Annotated in this window: 13 protein-coding genes and 2 pseudogenes; 8 read left to right on the forward strand and 7 right to left on the reverse strand. The window is 63.1% G+C overall.

The window, feature by feature from the left end:
* Nucleotides 1-40: 40 nt before the first annotated feature.
* The 5 genes from IVB26_RS36505 to IVB26_RS36525 form a co-directional block, all read right to left on the reverse strand.
* Nucleotides 41-865 carry a CarD family transcriptional regulator gene (locus tag IVB26_RS36505; protein ID WP_247969706.1) on the reverse strand — a complete coding sequence of 275 codons (825 nt, stop codon included), beginning with the start codon at nt 863-865 and terminating at the stop codon, nt 41-43.
* Between the two features lie 344 nt (nt 866-1,209).
* On the reverse strand, nt 1,210-1,548 hold the full coding sequence (gene fdxA, locus IVB26_RS36510) for a ferredoxin FdxA (RefSeq protein WP_247311061.1): 339 nt from the start codon (nt 1,546-1,548) through the stop codon (nt 1,210-1,212).
* Nucleotides 1,549-1,680: 132 nt separating this feature from the next.
* On the reverse strand, nt 1,681-1,902 hold the full coding sequence (locus IVB26_RS36515; RefSeq protein ID WP_346732850.1) for a S4 domain-containing protein: 222 nt from the start codon (nt 1,900-1,902) through the stop codon (nt 1,681-1,683).
* A gap of 55 nt (nt 1,903-1,957) precedes the next feature.
* Complete coding sequence (locus tag IVB26_RS36520) at nt 1,958-5,380, reverse strand: helicase-related protein (RefSeq protein ID WP_247969707.1); 3,423 nt, start codon at nt 5,378-5,380, stop codon at nt 1,958-1,960.
* 769 nt (nt 5,381-6,149) lie between these two features.
* Entirely contained in the window at nt 6,150-6,959 is an 810-nt protein-coding gene (locus IVB26_RS36525; RefSeq protein WP_247973361.1) for a DUF3108 domain-containing protein, read from the reverse strand.
* A 523-nt stretch (nt 6,960-7,482) separates the two neighbouring features.
* Between IVB26_RS36525 and rpmB the strand changes: the two genes are divergently transcribed.
* The 6 genes and pseudogenes from rpmB to ftsZ form a co-directional block, all read left to right on the forward strand.
* The gene (gene rpmB / locus IVB26_RS36530) at nt 7,483-7,794 is read left to right on the forward strand and encodes a 50S ribosomal protein L28 (protein ID WP_194405642.1); all 312 of its coding nucleotides are present in this window, start codon (nt 7,483-7,485) and stop codon (nt 7,792-7,794) included.
* A 498-nt stretch (nt 7,795-8,292) separates the two neighbouring features.
* Complete coding sequence (locus IVB26_RS36535; protein ID WP_247969708.1) at nt 8,293-9,084, forward strand: AAA family ATPase; 792 nt, start codon at nt 8,293-8,295, stop codon at nt 9,082-9,084.
* A 124-nt stretch (nt 9,085-9,208) separates the two neighbouring features.
* Entirely contained in the window at nt 9,209-11,515 is a 2,307-nt protein-coding gene (locus IVB26_RS36540) for a S8 family peptidase (protein WP_247969709.1), read from the forward strand.
* A gap of 70 nt (nt 11,516-11,585) precedes the next feature.
* Nucleotides 11,586-11,780, forward strand: a pseudogene (locus tag IVB26_RS36545) (phospholipase effector Tle1 domain-containing protein); the annotation flags it as partial.
* Between the two features lie 321 nt (nt 11,781-12,101).
* Nucleotides 12,102-12,410, forward strand: coding sequence for a hypothetical protein (locus IVB26_RS36550; protein ID WP_247969710.1), 309 nt, complete (start codon nt 12,102-12,104; stop codon nt 12,408-12,410).
* 50 nt (nt 12,411-12,460) lie between these two features.
* Nucleotides 12,461-13,411: pseudogene (gene ftsZ / locus IVB26_RS36555) on the forward strand (cell division protein FtsZ); the annotation flags it as partial.
* 721 nt (nt 13,412-14,132) lie between these two features.
* On the opposite strand, the gene IVB26_RS36560 reads toward ftsZ, so the two are convergent.
* Nucleotides 14,133-14,816, reverse strand: a complete 684-nt coding sequence (locus tag IVB26_RS36560; protein ID WP_247969712.1) for a hypothetical protein — start codon at nt 14,814-14,816, stop codon at nt 14,133-14,135.
* 143 nt (nt 14,817-14,959) lie between these two features.
* Nucleotides 14,960-15,238, reverse strand: a complete 279-nt coding sequence (locus tag IVB26_RS36565) for a DUF1488 family protein (protein ID WP_246929251.1) — start codon at nt 15,236-15,238, stop codon at nt 14,960-14,962.
* A 400-nt stretch (nt 15,239-15,638) separates the two neighbouring features.
* Here IVB26_RS36565 and IVB26_RS43065 point away from each other — a divergent pair, with 400 nt between their 5' ends.
* Nucleotides 15,639-15,773 (forward strand): hypothetical protein, encoded by a 135-nt coding sequence (locus IVB26_RS43065; protein ID WP_256468900.1) that lies wholly within the window; start codon nt 15,639-15,641, stop codon nt 15,771-15,773.
* 292 nt (nt 15,774-16,065) lie between these two features.
* Nucleotides 16,066-17,406, forward strand: a complete 1,341-nt coding sequence (locus IVB26_RS36570; RefSeq protein ID WP_247969713.1) for a DUF2235 domain-containing protein — start codon at nt 16,066-16,068, stop codon at nt 17,404-17,406.
* Nucleotides 17,407-17,665 lie beyond the last annotated feature (259 nt).

Consider the following 17,665-nt stretch of genomic DNA (forward strand, 5'->3'; position numbering starts at 1 on the left):
GAACGGCCGGGCTTTTGATCTGTTGCGGTCGACGAGCTGCTTACGCGGCCTCGTCGGCGACGGTGGTGTCGTCGCCATCGGTATCGTCGCTCTCGCCCTCGGCATCCGTGTCGGCTTCGCCCTCGGCGGCTTCCGCCTTGGCGTTGCGGCGCGGGCTCTTGGCGAGCTGGGCCTCGATTTCCTTGACCGCTTCGGTCTCGGTCGAGTGCTGCACCACCGCGATCTCGCGGGACAGACGATCGAGCGCCGCTTCATAGAGCTGGCGTTCGCTGTAGGACTGTTCCGGCTGCGATTCCGAGCGGTAGAGGTCGCGCACGACTTCCGCGATCGCGACGATATCGCCCGAATTGATCTTCGCTTCGTATTCCTGGGCGCGGCGCGACCACATGGTGCGCTTGACGCGGGCGCGGCCCTTGAGCGTCTCCAGCGCCTTCTTCACCAGCGCCGGATCGGACAGCTTGCGCATGCCGACATTGGCGACCTTGGCGGTCGGAACGCGCAGCGTCATCTTGTCCTTGATGAAGTTGATGACGAACAGCTCGAGCTTCGCGCCGGCGATCTCCTGCTCCTCGATGGCCAGGATCTGGCCGACGCCGTGAGCGGGATAGACGACGAATTCGTTGGCCTTGAAGCCCTGACGCTGGGTCACGACCTTCTTTTCCTCGACCTTCGGCGCAGCAGCGGGCTTCGCGGCCGGCTTGGCAGCAGCGACAGGAGCCTTGACAGGAGCAGCAGCAACGGGAGCCTTCGGCGCGGCGGGCTTGGCAGCGGGAGCCTTGGCCACCGGAGCCTTGGCAGTCACAGGCTTGGCAGCAGGCTTAGCGGCGGTCGCTTTCGCGGCCGGTTTGGCAGTCTTGTTAGGCATTGCGCTTCTTTTGTTCTTCGAGGACTTTGCAGCCGGCGCCTTCGTCGCGGTCCGACCCTTGGATGCGCTACGGCTGGCCGCGGCGACTTTTTTGGCCTCCTTATGGGAAGCCCTCGCTGAAGTACTCTTTTTACGCGTTTTCTGTGACACAGCCTGCGCGCGGAAACTGCCACGCCCCTGTTCGACATTTGGTTTCACGGGAACCCAGAGGGGCCAACGGGGCTGACGGGGTTCGGCTTAATGTGCCCAATATAGCACATTTCCCGCAAAAATCAATGATTTAGGGGTCTTCAGGGCTGGTTTTCGGCTCAAGCGCCGCTATTAGGGTTAAGTTTGGGCCTGAATTAGTCGCCGGAGCCGGGGTTCGGAGAAAAATATTTCTCGAACTTGCCTTCCATGCCGTCGAATTCCTTGGCGTCGGCGGGTGATTCTTTCTTCTGGGTGATGTTCGGCCAGCTCTTGGCGTAGTCGGCGTTGACCTGAAGCCACTTTTCCAGGCCCGGTTCCGTGTCCGGCTTGATCGCGTCGGCGGGGCATTCCGGCTCGCACACGCCGCAGTCGATGCATTCGTCGGGGTGGATGACGAGCATGTTCTCACCCTCGTAGAAACAGTCGACCGGGCAGACCTCGACGCAGTCGGTGTACTTGCACTTGATGCAGTCTTCAGTGACGACGTAAGTCATCCAACGCTCCGAAAAGCTCTTTTAAAAGTCGTGGCTTGCGTAGCGCGGATGGCCCGGCGCCGCAAGGTCGTGAAAGCCCGATCATGACACTTGTGTGCGCTTGATCGACCAAGAAATGAATAGCATGCGCAATTAATTGCGCACGCCGAGCTCCTCGTAGAGCACCCGCGCCGAGGCGGCATCGCCGCGGCGTTCGTTGAAGCCCGTCACCTTCAAGACGCGCACGGTGCGATCGAGCGCGATGGTGAGGACGTCGCCGATCTTGACCGCATGGCCCGGCGAGGTCTCGCGCGCGCCGTTGATGCGAACGTGGCCCGTGGCCACGAGCTCGGCCGCGGAAGTCCGCGCCTTCACCACCCGCGCGTGCCACAGCCATTTGTCGAGACGCTGCCGCTCGGTCGTCGTGGGATTACTCCTTACGGCCGGACAGCTGCTCTTTCAGCGCGGCGAGCTTGGCGAAGGGCGAGTTCGGATCGGCGGGACGATCGCGCTCGCGCGGGTTCGCGCTCGAGGCGTAGGGGCGCAGCGACGGACCGCCCTGGCGGTCGCGGCCCTTGTCGCGGTCGCGGCCACGGTTGTCCCGGCCCTTGTCGCGATCTCCGCCGAATTTGCCCTTGTCGCGATCGCGCCCCTTGTTGTCGCGGTCCTTGCCCTCGAAGCGGCGGTTCTTGTCGTCGCGCCCCTCGGGACGCGGCGCACCTTCGCCACCTTCGCGCGGCTTGCGGAAGTCTCTGCCGCCGTCCCTGCGATGGCCGCCATGACGATGCCGCTCGTTGCGCTTCTCGCCATCGGCGGCTTGCGCGGCCCCGCCTTCGGCGGGCGCAGCACCTGCCTCGGCGCCCGCCTGCGGACGCGGCTGGTGGTGACGCTGGTGGCGATGGCGCTCGTGGCGCGGCTTGCGATCCTCGTGACGGCCGCCGGGACGCCAGACCTCGATCAGCTCGGGCTCGGCGGGGGCTGCCGCAGCTTCCGGCGCGGCGGCATCGGCCGATGCGGCGGCTTCCGCTGCCACGGTCTCGGCGGCACCGGCCTCAAGGCCGTCGGATTCGGCTTGCGCAGCGGGCTCTTCCGCCGGCGGCGCAATGCCGGGGGCATCTTCGGGGGTGACGGGCGCCTCGGGGGACGCTTCCAGCGCCGGCTCCGCCTGCGCGGCCTCGTCCGGCAGGTCCATGCCGGGAGCGTCTTCGACGGTGACCGCTTCAACAGCGGCCTCGGTGGATGCCTCCTCGGGCAGGCCGGCGACGGCCTCCGCAGCGGTCTCGGCCGAAATCTCCGCGCTGCCCTCAACGGGCGGCGTCTCTGCCGCGACTGTTTCAGTCACGACCTGCTCGGTCACAACAGGCTTTTGCGGCAGCGGCGGACGCTTCTCCATGCGATAGCCGAGCGCACGTAGGACCGACGCAAAGTCCTCGCCTGCGGAGCCGGTGAGCGAGGTCATCGCCTGCGTCACCACGAAACTGCGGCCGTCAAAGGCGCCGGCCGGCTTCTCGCCGGACGCGTTCGCGCGCCAGGCCAGCGCCGGACGGATCAGATCGGCAAGGCGCTCCAGGATGTCGACGCGGACGGCGCGCTCGCCGGCCTGCTTGTAGCCGAGCACGCGATAGGCATCGCGCGGCAGCGCCTTGTCGACCGGGAACGAGGTGCGGCCGGACGATGCCAGATGCTGCGCGCCCGAGAGCGAGGACAGATCGACATTGTCCTGCTTCAGCGCCCACAGCAGCGCGGCGAGCGCGCGCGCGGCGGGCTTGAGCAGGCCGGGGAAATAGATGTGATAGGCGCCAAAACGGACGCCGTATTTGCGCAAGACCGCGCGCGAGGGCTGGTCGAGATCCTTCAGCTCGTTGGCGATCCTCGGACGCTCGAGCACGCCGAGCGCCTCGACGAGCTGATAGGCGATGCCGCGGGCAATGCCGGTGACATCCTCGGCCCTCGACAGCTCGAACATCGGCCCGAGCAGTTTTTCGATATGCGTCTTGAGCCAGAGCTCGAGCCGGGCCTGCACCTTCTCGCGGGGGGCGCCGGTCAGGCGCTCGTCGGAGATGATGCGGATGCGCGGATGCAGCGCGTCCTCTGCGGCAGACAGCCGCGCCACGGCATCGCCGGTCCAGCGGACGATGCCTTCCGACGTCAGCACGAACTGATCGTCCGGCGCATTGCCGAGCTTTTCGGCGCGCGTGTTGATTTCGCCGGCGAGCACTGCTTGCGCTGCAGCCTGCAAGGCTTTCGCATCGGAGCCGGCTTCCGCCGCATCCGGTGCAAAGGTGAAGCCATCGAGACGGCCGATGACATGGCCTTCGACGATGACTTCGCCGGTCTTGCCGATTTCAGTATTCAAGCTCGTGTTCTCCCGCAGGCGGCGCATCAATACACTGGTCCGGCGATCAACGAAACGCTCAGTCAAGCGTTCATGGAGCGCATCCGATAATTTATTTTCGACCTCCCGCGTGACCCCCTGCCAGCGTTCGGGGTCTTTCAGCCAATCGGGGCGGTTGGCGACGAAGGTCCAGGTGCGGATCTGTGCGATCCGGGCCGACAGCGTGTCGATATCGCCATCGGTGCGGTCGGCCTGGGTGACCTGGGCGGCGAACCAGGCGTCGGGAATGCATTCCTTCCGCATCAGGAAGCCGTAGAGCGTGGTGACCAGCTCGGCATGGGCGGCTGGCGACAGTTTTCGGTAGTCGGGGACCTGGCAGGCCTCCCACAGCCGCTCCACCGCCGCTTTGCCATGCGCGATATCGCGCACCTCGGCGTCGCGGGCGGCGTGGTCGAGCACGCGCATGTCCTCGGCGATCGGCGCGCGCGTCAGTGCCTCGTGGCCGGGGGCGAGGTTCAGGGAGACCTGGAGCGCACCGAGCGAAGCGAAATCCAGCTTGGCGTTGCGCCATTGCAGCATCTTCACGGGATCGAAGGTGTGGTTCTGCAGCGCGTTGACGAGCTCGGGCTCGAACGGCGCGCAGCGGCCCGTGGTGCCGAAGGTGCCGTTGCGCGTGGCGCGGCCGGCGCGCCCCGCAATCTGCGCGAATTCGGACGGCGTCAGGCGGCGGAACTGGTAGCCGTCGAACTTGCGGTCCGAGGCGAAGGCGACGTGGTCGACGTCGAGATTGAGGCCCATGCCGACGGCGTCGGTGGCGACGAGATAATCGACGTCGCCGTTCTGGAACATCTCCACCTGCGCATTGCGCGTGCGCGGCGACAGCGAGCCCAGCACCACGGCGGCGCCGCCGTGCTGGCGGCGGATCAGCTCGGCGATGGCGTAGACTTCATCCGCCGAGAACGCGACGATGGCGGTGCGGCGCGGCTGGCGCGTGATCTTGCGATCGCCGGCGAATTCCAGCTGCGACAGGCGCGGCCGCGTGATCATGGACACGCCCGGCAGCAGCCGCTCGATGATCGGGCGCATGGTCGCGGCGCCCAGCAGCAGCGTCTCGTCGCGGCCGCGGCGGTTGAGGATGCGGTCGGTGAAGACGTGGCCGCGTTCGAGATCGCTGGCGATCTGGACCTCGTCGACGGCGAGGAAGGAGAGGTCGAGGTCGCGCGGCATCGCCTCGACGGTCGAGACCCAATAGCGCGGGCTCTTCGGCTTGATCTTCTCCTCACCGGTGACGAGCGCGACCGCCTCAGCTCCGACCCGCGCCGCGATCTTGTTGTAGACCTCGCGCGCCAAGAGGCGCAGCGGCAGCCCGATCATCCCCGAGGGATGCGCGAGCATCCGCTCGATGGCGAGATGGGTCTTGCCGGTGTTGGTCGGCCCGAGCACCGCAGTGACGCCCGCGCCAGCCGCTCGATCGGAAAGCGCGCGCTCGGAAGCGAAGGGGGAGGAAGAAAAAGCCATGTCTGGGGGATTAGGTAATGGCGATTTGGGCGAATGTCAGTGCTGGATTGGGGCGGTGAGGTGCACGGCGCTATCCGCACCCATCGCTGTCATGCCCCGGCTTGCCGCCTCCGCCAAGGCTTCGGCGAGCCAAGCACCTGCTGAGCCGCGGCGTAGCCTTGGCGGAGCCGGGACCGGGGCATCCAGTACGCCGCGGCGTGTCCGCTCCACCACAGCCGCCTCGGCGTACTGGATCGCCCGGTCAAGCCGGGCGATGACACCGGATGTGTGGAGGCGTGCTCCCCAAACCTCGCGCAACTGTCTCACTTTGCGACGCTTTTCCCGTTGGTCTTAAGCTTCGGAACGACTCTAGAACGAATCGCGGCCGAATCGCTGACTCCAGATTGAGTCCCGTTCCGTTCACGCAACATGTCGCGGGAGTCCTATCGGCTGCAACTAGATGGAGTTTTGAGCTGCCGTACAAGTGACGTTTCGATGGCGCCAAGCGTTAAGTTGGGGACGGCACGGAGTCGAATCAGAATCGGGGAGGAGTCAAATGGATTCCCGGCAAGTGGCCTCCGCCAACTCTTTTTTGCGAAAACAACCCCATGCACAGTAGCGATGTGGTTGAAAGTATTATGCTTTTTTTGGGTCAAAATCTCTCCCGTCATTCCGGGGCGCGACGCAGTCGCGAGCCCGGAATCCATTGTGAGACAGTCTCTGCGGCCTAATGGATTCCGGGCTCGCGCCAAGAGGCGCGCCCCGGAATGACAGCGGTGAGGAGACGCCCCTACTGCGTCTTCGCCACCCTGGGCGGCTGGGCTGTGGTGATGAAGCTGGTGGCTTCCAGCATGGCGGGTCCCAGCGGCGTCGGCACTTTCAGCCAGAACGGGACCAGGATGCGGGTGCCGGCCACCGGGGCAAACGCGATCTCGATGTTGCGCTGGGCGGCGAGGTATTTGATCACGGGCCGATCGGGAATGTAGCCGGCGACAGGCACGAAATAGAGCGAGCAGACCACGACCGGGCCCTTGTAGCCTTTCTCGGCCTTCACGGTCTCCATGCGCTTGAAATCGAGCTTGAGGTCGTAGCGCATGCGGCCGTCGAACACGGGGGCCGCGCTGTGGCAGGCCTCGGGCGAAACAGGGTCGCCGGTGCCGGGCACGCGCAGCAGCGAGGCCGTCATCGGGTCCCAGACGCCGCGGCGATGCGCGTCGGTGACGACGATACGGTCAGGATCGACCGGCGGCTCCGGCAGGATCGCAAAATCCTTCACATTGCCCTTGTCGAGCGTGATGCGGATCTCTTCGGTCTTCTTCTGGGTGGTGGTGGAGGCCTGGTAGCCGGTCGCGACCAGCGCGCCGCCGACGACGCGGCCCTGCGAGGCGCCGGTGCCGGACCCGCCCGTGAACGACTTCAAAATCCCGCTGGTGCCGCCCGCGGCCGCCGCCGAGAACACGTCGTCCTGGATGTCGATATTCCAGCCGCCCTTGCCGACGGGAATGCCCGACAGCGAGGCCTCATATTGCGCCTCGAGCTTGCCCTGCGCCGCCGCCGGCACCGCGCCCCACGCCAGCGCCAGGCCGCAAAACGCCGCCAGCCAGCCGGCAAAGCGCGGACGGATCGAGCGCGTTTCTGGCGCAAGAGGCGGCGTGATGAGCACGAAACAATCCAATCGGGGCGCGATGGCTGTTACTTAAGCCAAAAACCACGGCAAACAATGTGTCCGGGCACCCTAAACCGGGAACTCCACCGGACTCTTCGGCGGCGAATACGCCCTTTATGTGATGGTAAGGCGCGACAATCATTGCCGTTTTGGTGATCGGGCGGTAACCGCGGGCCGCAAACCTCTCTCTCCCTCCACTGTCATGCCCGGCTCGACCGGGGCATCCAGTACGCCGCGGCCCCTCTGGTCAGCCGCGCCGCCTCGGCGTACTGGATCGCCCGGCCGAGCCGGGCGATGACACCTGTTATGGGTCATGAATCCCTGCCCGAAAACTTGACGGCCCGCCCCTTCCCCCCTATACGTCCGCCCGCTCCCTGCAAGGACGAAGAATTAGCCCCCGTGGCGCCCAGAATGGCGGCCGCACTCGTTAGGGGTTCGAAACCTGAGGATTTCTACCATGTCTCGCCGCTGCGAACTGACGGCCAAGGGCCCCCTCGTCGGCCACAAGGTCAGCCACTCCAACATCAAGACCAAGCGCCGCTTCCTGCCGAACCTCGTCAACGTGACGTTCATCTCGGAAGCCCTCGAGCGCAACGTGCGCCTGCGCGTCTCCACCAACGCGGTGAAGAGCGTCGACCACAATGGCGGCCTCGATGCCTTCCTGCTCAAGGCCAAGGCCGACGTCCTGTCGCCGCGCGCCCTCGAGCTGAAGCGCGCCATCCAGAAGAAGGTCGGCCCGACCACCGCGCCGGCGAAGAAGGCCAGCTAAGAAGTTTTACCGTTAGGGCGGGGGCTAGGTTGCGTCGCGTGGCGTAGGCTTAGCCGGTTGAGTTTTGCGTTGCGGCCGGATCGGAAGATCCGGCCGTTTTGGTTTTTGTGACAAACATCAGCCGTCACCCAAGTTATGAGATGGCTCTCAGATCATCTATGTCAGAGAGCTTCGGCCCGTGTTAGCTTTCATGCAAATCGCTTCACGGTGGGCTTCTCGGTGGCACGAAGTGACCTTCTTCTATCAATAGTCCGCGCTGGCGCTACCGGTGATCGGGCAGCTTTGCGTTCATCCGTAGAAGCCGCAGTTGCAGAAGAGCGAGGCAAGAATCATCACGTACTGGCAGATCGCCTGCAACGAGCGCTGTCCGCCGTAACAATTACGCCACCTACAAACGTTGCTTCGACTAGTTCTCAGCCTGGCAAGGATAGCATTATCGAAACTGTCCCACGGAGACGTCTGGAGGAATTGATCCTACCTCTTCCCGTCACGCAACAAGTGAAGCAGCTGATCGAAGAACAACATCGAGCGGACTTGCTACGAGCTCACGGAATGCAGCCACGACATCGGATATTGCTGTCTGGTCCTCCAGGTAACGGCAAAACATCCATTGCAGAAGCGGTTGCGGAAGCCTTGGCGGTTCCATTTTTTACTGTTCGATACGATGCGCTTGTTGGCTCCTTTTTGGGCGAAACCAATACCCGGTTGGCGCGCTTGTTTGACTATGCCCGCACTGTTCCTTGCGTCCTGTTTTTCGATGAATTCGACTCGATCGGAAAAGAACGTGGCGATAGCCACGAGACGGGCGAGATTAAGCGAGTAGTTTCTTTTTTGCTGATGCAAATTGACCGTCTGCCCAGCTACGTCGTTACCGTTGCCGCCACGAATCACGCTGAATTGCTGGATCGCGCTGTGTGGCGTCGCTTCGAACTTCGGCTTGCTATGCCCCTGCCTTCCCATGAAGCTCTTGCAGTCTTCTTGGACCGTCAGTTCGAAGGGTGGCCGCAGCGACCGGGCGTATCGGCGAATAGCTTAGCGAGCAAGCTTGGCGAAATCAGCTTTGCCGAAGCTTTGGATTTTTGCCAAACGGTCCGACGACAGCACATACTTTCACTCGCGAATCGCGAGCTAGAGGATATTCTACGCGAACAGGTTGAGTTATGGACATCAAGGGTTATTGCAACGTCAGATGCCTCACGACCCTCAGAAGCCGCTTCTACGCCTAAACGATCCAAGAGACGTCCCGAAGCGGCGATCGGGCGGCGGAGGGGGACGAGTAAGACGCTTTGATCGGCAAGCACAGGCACAAAATCACGGGCCAATCTTCTCTCAGCTCCAAGATATTTTGAATCGACCGGACGCAGCCCTTCAGCTTCGATCCGACCCAAACTCCCTAGCACCAGAACGACTTCTCGTGTTTGAGGTCACTGGCTCAGTGCAAAACTTTGCCAAGGCGGTCCAACGCATCGATGGGTTGGAATTTGCCCGCGAAGAAGAGCTTGAGGCCGATGACTTCGACCCAAACCCGGAATTTTATCTGCTTGTCCCTCAATTGGGAGCGCTGCAACAAATCGTTTCGCTTTGGGAACTGTGGCTGCGGGACGGTAGCGTCCCTAGAAACTACACACCTTGGCGAGACCTGTTTTTGCAGCTTCGCGCCGTTCGTCCTTGGGGGCCCGCTGATCGCGTATCGCATGCAAATCGGGAATATTTTCACATTCTAGCGGACGACGCGCCAGACACAGAGTTTTTTAGACTAGAGATCGAGCTAGTCTTCAGGAGTTCGGTCGAATCATCCCAATCGATCGAACGCGATGCTCGTCAGCTTATTGAGGCGATCGGTGGACAGGTGGTCCACCAAGCTTATCGACCAGAATTCGCGTTTCACGCCCTTCTCGCTGAAGTATCTGCGACGGAAATACGCCGCATCGCCGCGCTCGATCCAACATCGCTCGCCGGCGCAGATCCGATTGCTGCAATTACTCCCCAGAGCATTGGGGCGGCTATTGATGTCGCCGACGAAATCAGTTCCGAAGGGATTGTACGATCGGCGCCTAGTAGACAGCAACCAATCGCGGCTGTCTTCGATGCGATTCCGGTTCAAGCCCACCCACTGCTCGTCGATCGGCTGAGAATAGACGATCCTGACGATCTTGAGACCCGCGCGGTCGGGCAGCGGGTTCACGGGACGGCAATGGCCTCGCTAGTTGTTCACGGCGACCTGAATGATGCTCCTTCACCGCTCAACCGTCAGGTCTATTTCAGGCCCGTTATGTATGCGCCCGGATTCGGCGTGGAAAAATTTGACGAAAATCGACTCGTAGCCGATGTGATTTTCGAGGCCGTCATGCGCATGAGGAGCACTGACGGGCCAGAAGTGATCATCGTGAATTTATCTCTCGGCGACACGACCAAGCCCTTCTACGGTAAGATATCCACATGGGCCCGCGCACTCGATTACTTATCCTACACGTACGGCATACTCTTCATCATAAGCGCTGGAAATTCAGAACAAGCAGTCGTTCTGGACGACTTTCCCGATGAACTAGGTTTCAGCAGCGCCCCCCTTGACGCACGAGGCCAAGCTACCCTGGCCGGTGTGGATGCACTGAAGGCTGATCGTCGTGTCCTAGCCCCTGCCGACAGTATCAATTCCCTGACGATCGGAGCTTGGCACAACGATTCCTCGCAAGAGGCCTTTAGAGGAGCGACTCCCTTCCCACCCTTCACTGGTGTAGAGATGCCGAACCTCTCTTCAAGGCTCGGTCCTGGTTTACGACGAGCGATTAAGCCTGAGGTTTTATTTGCAGGCGGAAGAGAGAGGGCCAGGATTTGGCCTGCGTCTTCGCCCGTAAATTTAGCACCACATCCTCATCCTAGCCGCTATTGGGGGCTAAAAGTTGCGGCTCCCCCGCAAAATGGAACACTTGGAACGCACTTCACAATCGGTACAAGTGCCGCGGCCGCTTTGGCTACTCACTCAGGGCATCGAATATTCGATGCCCTTGAAGAGGCTTACCCTCAACTTATTGAAGCGATGCCGTTGGCGGAGCGCGCTGTTCTTCTCAAATCTTTTCTAGTTCATTCTGCTTCTTGGCGCGGCAGCGAAGGGTTCGTTCGTGCCGTTGTCGACCCGACATCGACGCTCCATCATGAGCATTGGCGGCGTGAGGTTAGTCGTTACTTAGGCTTTGGATTCGTTGACCCGGACAACGTTGTTGCTTGCACGAACGACCGTGCGACGTTGTGGGCGACCGGAGCCCTCGGTTCAGAAGAGTCCCTGATATTCGATCTGCGCGTGCCTCAGTCGCTTACGACCTCAGCTTCTGTGCGAGAAATACGCGCCACGCTCGCTTGGTTTACACCTACGCGCCCTGGGCACCTGGCTTATAGAGCTGTGAAGCTCAAAATCGACTCACTCGAACAAAATTCTCTACAACTGACCGGCGTAAGTACGACGTCAGATCAGCCCTCCAATAGCCAGTCCGAAAGTGGAACTGTTGTTCACCGAAGGTGGACAAGCTCGCAAATCGGCCAAGCTGAAAACGACGCGACAGTTCCGATTCAGATTCAGAGAGAGCGAGATCAAGGGACGCCAATCGACGAACCAATTCCATTTGGCCTGGTGATCACGATCGAGATGCCGGGAGAAGCTCAGATATATGAGGAGGTTCTCACGAGCATCCAAGTACGACCGAGAGTGCCGATCCGCGCAGTGTAGAACAATTTCCGCTGAAAAACTCCCAACTCCGCTATACTCGCCCCGGTAGCATCACCGGGAGGGATATCCCGTGGAGCACGAGCGCAACGTTGACCACAAATCCGAGCCGAAAAACCTCGTCATCTGTCGTGAAGGCACCGGCAACGAGATCTCGGAGAACATCCCCGACGTCCTGAAGCTCTATCGCTGCCTGCGCAAGACGGACAGGACTCATCCGCGGCAGATGGTGTCCCGCAATCCTGGGGTAGGCACGGCGACGGCACCAGTAAACAGCGCCCCTCGCGCGTTAACCGTCCATTAACCAACCCAGCCTAGCCTCGACTCATCGTCCAGCCATCATTAGCCCGAAATGCCTTCCCGGTTCGCTCCAGGAGAAGCACCGATGTGCGTTGCGTTGTTGACGTATGCCGATCTCAGTGCCCGCCTCGATATCTCGCGCGAGGCCGCTCGTTCGCTCGCCAGGCGACGCGGTTTGCCGCGCTCGCGTTCGGATGATGGCAAGGCCCTGGTGAGCGTTGATCTCTCCGAACTCCGGTACACGCCTCGCCCACGACGTCGCGGCCGGGCAGACCCCATCGATGCCTCCATGGCAAAGATCGAGGCATTCAAGGCGGAGGCCTTCAAGGCGGAGGTCGCGCGGCTCGAAGCCCTCGCAGCCGGCGCCAGGGCAGATTTCGAGCGCGAGCGCGAGCGCGCCGATCGCCTGGCCGTCGAGCTGATGCAGGCGGCGGCCGAGACGAAGGCCGCCAATGCGTGGGCGGCACGCCTGGAAGACGAAGTGACGGCTTTGCGGACCGGTCGCCGCCCTGGCGGCGCGATCGCGGGACCAGCCGCGCTTCGATTGGGACATCTGGCCGCGGCCATCGTGGACGCAGACCGCGCGGCCTGCAGGTAGCACTCGAAACTTTCTCCATCCCGGCCTGCCGGAGCAACCGCGAGGACAGAATGACTGGCATGACCGATATTCACGAGATGAAGGCGCGCATCGTCGTATTCGGGGTCGGCGGCGCCGGCGGCAATGCCGTCAACAACATGATCACGGGCGGGCTGCAAGGGGTCGACTTCGTCGTCGCCAATACCGACGCGCAGGCGCTTGCCATGTCGAAGGCGACGCGCCTCATCCAGCTGGGCACGCAGGTGACCGCGGGCCTTGGCGCCGGCTCGCAACCCGAATTGGGACGCGCCGCGGCCGAGGAGGCCATCGATACGATCCGCGAACATCTGACCGGCGCGCACATGGTGTTCGTGACTGCCGGCATGGGCGGCGGCACCGGCACCGGGGCTGCACCCATCATCGCCAGGACCGCGCGCGAGCTCGGCATCCTCACGATCGGCGTGGTCACCAAGCCATTCTACTTCGAGGGCCAGCGCCGCATGCGCTTTGCCGAAGCCGGCATCGAGGAGTTGCTGAAGACAGTCGACACCCTGCTGATCATCCCGAACCAGAACCTGTTCCGGGTGGCCAGCGAGAAGACCACATTCGCCGATGCCTTTGCCCTTGCCGATCAGGTGCTTTATTCGGGCGTGGCCTGCATCAGCGACCTCATCGTCAAGGAAGGCCTGATCAATCTCGATTTTGCCGACGTTCTCTGCGTGATGCGGGAGAAGGGCAAGGCGATGATGGGACGGGGCGAGGCTTCCGGCGAGAAACGCGTGCTCGCCGCCGCCGTGGCCGCAATCTCCAATCCATTGATCGAGAACCCCTCGATCAAGCGCGCCAGCGGCCTCATCATCTCCATCACCGGCGGCAGGGATCTCATGCTGTTCGAAGTCGACGAAGCCGCCACCCGCATTCGCGACGAGGCCGACCCGGACGCCAACATCATCGTCGGCGCGTCGTTTGACGAAAGCCTCGAAGGCATCGTCCGCGTCTCGGTGGTGGCGACCGGGATCGACAATGTCGACCCGGAGCAGCTGGCGGCGCCGGTGGAAACCGCACTCTCGCAGCTCGCCGGCCGCTTACGCAACGACAGCCGCCGCATCGCCGATCGCATCGAGCGCAGTGCACCGCTTCCGCAGGTGGAAAGCCCGCCGCTCCGCTCCGAGGCCGGCCGGCCCGCGGGGCAGCCGGCAAGGCCGGATCCGGAATATGCGCGCCGGGCAGCCGATCGACCGCTCGATCCCTACGGCCGCTCATCTCCGCGCAACGCGACCGACGACAGCATTCTCGATATCCCGGCCTTCCTGCGCCGCGCCGCCAACTGAGCTGGTCGCAAGAGGGGGAGTTGCTGGCCTGCAAGGCCGGAAATGGACCGCTGCCAGGCGGCTCCAAAGCCCGGTGATAGTCGACGAATCGTCTCGCGCTGCTGGATACTCGCTGCGACAACAACAAAGCTGTCGTCCCGGCCTAGTGCGCAATTGCGCACGGGCGGCCGGGACCCATAACCCCAGGGAGCGGTTATGGCGCGAAGTTGCTAACCACGAGTCTTCGCCAAAGAACTCCCTGTGGATATGGGTCCCGGCGCCCCGTGCGCAATTGCGCACTAGGCCGGGACGACGGCAGAGTTTGTGGGAGGAGCAACGCTCCTTGTGGCAGGAGCAACGCTCCGATGGAGCCGGCCCGCTCCGAACTTCGGACCGCAGGCGAGCTTCTCAAGGCGCGCGGCGCGCCGATGCGTCACGCTGCCGTGCTGCGCGGGCTCTCCGCTGTTTCCTTTTTTTCCGGCTCCTTGTCGCGAGACAGCCATGCCGGGAAGCGAAGCAGGCGATCGTTGCTGTCCTTTGGCGGTTCCACGGGCGGTACGATGGCCGCCTCACTGGCCGAACTCGGGATATCAGGTGCAGCGTGGCCCATTCGCACCGCATCCGCGCGCTGATCCAGTTCGCGCACCAGGGGATCGATGACGTTGTCGATTTCGGCCGCGACCGATACCAGGAAGCTGTTGAGCTCGCGGGCCTCGGGCACAACCGCCGCAGCCTGCTCGATCGCCTTGCAGAGACCATCGACAACAGGTGCAAATGCGCTCCCGGCCTGATTGATCCGGGTTTTGATCGCTTCGATTTCGCCCAGGACGCGATCACGCTCCCGCCTTTTCTTCTCTTCCGAAAGGCGGGTTTCGATTTCGGCGATCTGAGCCGTCAGGGTGGCGGCTTCGGATGCAAGAGCATCGCGTCGCCCGCGCGCGCGATCGAGATCGCGACTGAGATTGTCCACTAAGTCGTCCTTTCCGAACATGGCATTGCTCCGTAGGACAGCCGCTTTGGCCTGTATGAAGCCCTTGGCGCGAACCGCGAGCCCGCCAAGCAGATGCAAGGCAGCATCCGCTGGCATCAATTTCGGTCGCGTCACATGGGCCGACATGGTGATCCCCCCATCCTCCACATTAGGCGACCGCATGGTTAACGAAGGGTTAATATCAACAGCTGAGGCGGCAAGGAGCGTGCGGATGTGATCGAAAATGCGCGAAGCTTGCGCGCGCTCGCGGGTACGAACCGTCGCCGGCCCTACCCCCGAAAATCAATGCTCCTGAGCACGATACCCGGCGGGGTGCCCTCGAACTCAGTAGCCTGATACTTGCGTCCCGCGCAGGCTTCGATGCGCTCGCGCAGGCGCATGAACTGCTCTTCGCGCTCGCTCGGCCTGGCGCGCGGGCCGCGTTCGAGGTCGTCCATCGCGGACGTCGAGATCGCGCAGGCGATCTCCCTCGCGCCGTCCTGCATCGAGAACTGGACGATCCCCCGATCCTGTTCGTGGCCGACAAAGCGGCCGCTGGTGAGCGTCATGGGGTTACTCCTTTGCTGCGCGCAAATCAGCCCCACCGTCGTCCCGGCCTGGGTGCGCAACTGCGCAGGGGGGCCGGGTCCCCATGCCCCCGGGCGGCGTTGCCGAGGCACGCTGTGGCACAAGCCATCCGAAACAACTCACTTCGAGGGTGATGGGTCCCCGAGGCAGCAAGCAGCGCGCTCCCACGCGACGTTTTAGTCCTCGCTATCGGCGTGGTGCAGGCGTACGCTCGATCAGGTCAGCGCAACTCACGCAATTGCCGCAGGTCGATTTTGCGCTGCATCTGCCGCGCCTCGTGTGCGCGGCACCGCGTGCCCTTCTCGTCGCCGCGAGCCTTGCGCATCATGCAGCGCCAATCTCGCAATCGGACGCATTCGAACTCCAGAGGAGACGGACGTCATGGCCAAGGGACAGCAACGCAGCAATCGCGAGATCAAGAAGCCGAAGAAAGACAAGATCAAGGCGATCGCCGCGGCCCCGAGCCGCAAGGAGCCGGCCTGGCAGCCGGATTTCGGACCGGGGAAGAAGAAGTAGAGGCGGATCATAGCAATCGCCGCGGAGCAGGTGCGCTCCCTCTCCCGCTTGCGGGGGAGGGCTGGGGTGGGCGTGTTTCCGCGATCGAGATACTCCCCGTGTGGATAGAGCCCCCACCCGGCGCTTCGCGCCGACCTCCCCCGCAAGCGGGAGAGGTGCAGCGAGTGTGCGGGCCGATCACCCAAAACAGCAGGCGCCGCGCTTGACCGTCTCCCGGGCACCGCCATCGTCTCCTCCCCGTCGCGCTTTTCCGCTATACTCGCCCGGGTAGCATCACCCGGAGGCGCATCCCATGGAGCCCGCGCATACAGCCGACCGCAAGCCCGAGCCGAAAAACCTCGTCATCTGCTGTGACGGCACTGGCAACGAGATCTCGGAGAACATCTCCAACGTCCTGAAGCTCTATCGCTGCCTGCGCAAAACAGAAAAGACGCACCCGCGGCAGATGGTGTTTTACGATCCCGGGGTCGGGACGGTGACGGAGCCGACGACGTGGCACCGGCTCAAGGCCAACGTCAATCTGGTGCTGGGGCTCGCCACCGGCTACGGGCTCGATGACAATGTGCTCTCGGCCTATTGCTTCCTGATTCAGCACTACGCGCCCGGCGACAAGATCTACCTGTTCGGTTTTTCGCGCGGGGCTTACACGGTTCGCGTGCTGGCGGGGCTGATCCACAAGGTGGGACTGATCAGGCCGGAGCAGGCGAACCTCGCCGGCAGCGGCCTCGTCGCCTACAAGCAATATTCCGGCACCGGGCGCGGCAACGACATCGAGGACCTCAAGGACGTCGCCTTCGACGAGAGCGGGCCGCTGCCGAAGGACGAATTCGATCTCGCCGCCCAGTTCGCGCGCATCACCTCGACGCGCTGGCCGACCATCCACTTCATCGGCGTGTGGGACAGTGTGGCGAGCGTGATCGTGCCGCGGCGCGACAATTTTCTCTTCCTGTTCAGCCTGGAGGAGCTCGCCTTCACGCTCCGCAACCCCAGCGTCAAGATATTCCGGCAGGCGATCGCGATCGACGAGCAGCGCTGCATGTTCCGCCTGAAGCAATACCGGGAGCCGCAGGAGTTCTGGAGCAACCGCTACGTCCCCGACGAGAAGAAGGTGCCGCAGGACATTCTGCAGGTGTGGTTCGCCGGCGTGCACAGCGACGTCGGCGGCGGCTATCCGGAGGCGGAGAGCGGGGACTCCAAATATCCGCTGCTCTGGATGATCGCGGAGGCGGAGAAGGCGGGGCTGAACTTCAACCCGGCGACCGTGAAGCAGCTCGCCTGGGGCGTCCAGCGCAAGAACTCGCCGTTCCAATATGTCGCGCCGGCTTACACGGGCAAAACGGGGATGCTGCACAATTCGATGACGGCGGGCTGGCGGCTGCTGGAATATCTGCCGAAGAGCGCCAAGTACAAGGAATGGCCGGAGCGCAAGGTGTTTCTCGGCTTCTACATCCCCGATTGCGAGCCGCGCCTGATCCCCGAAGGCGCGCATGTGCATGAGAGCGTGTTGAAGCGCATGGCGGTGGAGCCGGATTACCGGCCGGTGAACATGCCGAAGGAGTATGTGACGGTGCCGATGCCGGTGGGGCCGCATGTCGGCGCCGAGGCTGAGGCGGAGGAGATCGTGACGGGGTGAGTTGGGGCGCCGAGTTCGTCATTGCGAGGAGCCCGCGACAAATTTGCGTAGCAATTTTGCGCTGATGCGACGAAGCAATCCAGACTGCCGCCGAGGAGGCATTCCTGGATTGCTTCGTCGCTACGCTCCTCGCAATGACGGCGGTGGAGGCAGGCTCGCGCCAAATCTCCGCTGTCGTCCCTGCCTAGTGCGCAATTGCGCCCGGGCAGGAACGACGGCGGTTGAGGCGGCGCTTCCCCCACCCCGCTACCGCCGCTTT

The sequence above is a fragment of the Bradyrhizobium sp. 195 genome, assembly GCF_023101665.1.
In the GTDB taxonomy this organism is placed as follows: Bacteria; Pseudomonadota; Alphaproteobacteria; order Rhizobiales; family Xanthobacteraceae; genus Bradyrhizobium.

Bases quoted from the DNA above. Each gene is read 5' to 3' on its own strand.
- IVB26_RS36505 (WP_247969706.1), bottom strand. From the start codon at position 865: ATGCCTAACAAGACTGCCAAACCGGCCGCGAAAGCGACCGCCGCTAAG.
- fdxA (WP_247311061.1), bottom strand. From the start codon at position 1,548: ATGACTTACGTCGTCACTGAAGACTGCATCAAGTGCAAGTACACCGAC.
- IVB26_RS36520 (WP_247969707.1), bottom strand. From the start codon at position 5,380: ATGGCTTTTTCTTCCTCCCCCTTCGCTTCCGAGCGCGCGCTTTCCGAT.
- rpmB (WP_194405642.1), top strand. From the start codon at position 7,483: ATGTCTCGCCGCTGCGAACTGACGGCCAAGGGCCCCCTCGTCGGCCAC.
- IVB26_RS36550 (WP_247969710.1), top strand. From the start codon at position 12,102: ATGGCAAAGATCGAGGCATTCAAGGCGGAGGCCTTCAAGGCGGAGGTC.
- IVB26_RS36560 (WP_247969712.1), bottom strand. From the start codon at position 14,816: ATGTCGGCCCATGTGACGCGACCGAAATTGATGCCAGCGGATGCTGCC.
- IVB26_RS36565 (WP_246929251.1), bottom strand. From the start codon at position 15,238: ATGACGCTCACCAGCGGCCGCTTTGTCGGCCACGAACAGGATCGGGGG.
- IVB26_RS43065 (WP_256468900.1), top strand. From the start codon at position 15,639: ATGGCCAAGGGACAGCAACGCAGCAATCGCGAGATCAAGAAGCCGAAG.
- IVB26_RS36570 (WP_247969713.1), top strand. From the start codon at position 16,066: ATGGAGCCCGCGCATACAGCCGACCGCAAGCCCGAGCCGAAAAACCTC.